Source organism: Nocardia asiatica NBRC 100129 (assembly GCF_000308415.1).
GTDB classification, from domain to species: Bacteria; Actinomycetota; Actinomycetes; order Mycobacteriales; family Mycobacteriaceae; genus Nocardia; species Nocardia asiatica.
The window spans coordinates 1-1,039 of record NZ_BAFS01000351.1; the positions used below are offsets into that span (position 1 = coordinate 1).

Here is a 1,039-nt window from a genome sequence, read left to right on the forward strand (position 1 = left end):
CAGCGGATCTCGACCACCACTTTGCCGAGTGCATGCCCCGCACCGACATGGGCCAGCGCGACCGCGGTCTCCTCGAGCGGGAAAACGCGGTCGAGGTGGATATTGATCCGGCCCGCGACACACGACTCCGCGAGGGGTGTGAAGTACGCGGGTCCTTCCTTCACCACGAGAACTCCGAGCCTGCGACCGGTCACCATCCCGGCGACCGCGCCGACCGTCGTCATCCGCAGCAACGCCCGTGTGGTGCCGCCGACGCAGCGGTACCGGCCGCCGCGTGCGACCGACCTGCGATAGGCGAAGACGGACCGGTGGGCGACGAGGTCGAGTACCCGGTCGTAGGGTCCGGTTCGGGTGAAGTCCTCGGTGCGGTAGTCGATGACTTCATCGGCGCCGAGCGTGCGCATGAACGCCAGTTTGGCGGCGTTGTCGACCCCGGTCACGTGCGCCCCGGCACTCTTGGCCAACTGGATCGCGAACGCTCCCGAGCCTCCTCCCGCGCCGTTGATCAACACCGACATACCGGCTGCGATACCGGCCGTGCCCTGCACCGCGATCGCCCCAGCCTGCGGCAGGGTCGACGCCTCGGCGAAGCTCAGCGCAGCCGGTTTGTGGGCCAGCGCGGACTCGGGAACCACGGCATATTCGGCGAAACCGCCCTTGAGCATGAGATTGTCGCCGTAGACCTCGTCACCCGGCGCGAATCGAGTGACCTCGGAACCGACGACCTCGACCCGCCCGGCGATATCGGAACCGAGAACCGGGCGTCCGGGTGCCCGGAGCCCGCCGATGCGCGAATACAGCGGCGTCCCCAGCAGGGTCTCCCAGTCGGAGAGATTGATCGACGTGGCGTGCACCTGGACGAGCACCTGTTTCGGCCCCGGGGAAGGCACCGGGACCTCCGCGATCGACAGCACCTCGGGACCGCCGTAGCGGTCGTACACGACGGCTCTCATGCGATTCCAGCCCTAGGGATCGAGCGACAGCCTGGCACACGGCGAAGTCTAGTCGGCGGGCCGCCCCACGACCCGCGAACGGTGCG

The 1,039-nt window shown here is 68.5% G+C and carries 1 protein-coding gene; it reads right to left on the reverse strand.

What is annotated here, in order from left to right:
- The coding region (locus ON27_RS29355) for an NAD(P)-dependent alcohol dehydrogenase (protein ID WP_043734821.1) at nucleotides 1-953 on the reverse strand (953 nt) is incomplete at its 3' end.
- Between the last annotated feature and the right edge of the window lie 86 nt (nucleotides 954-1,039).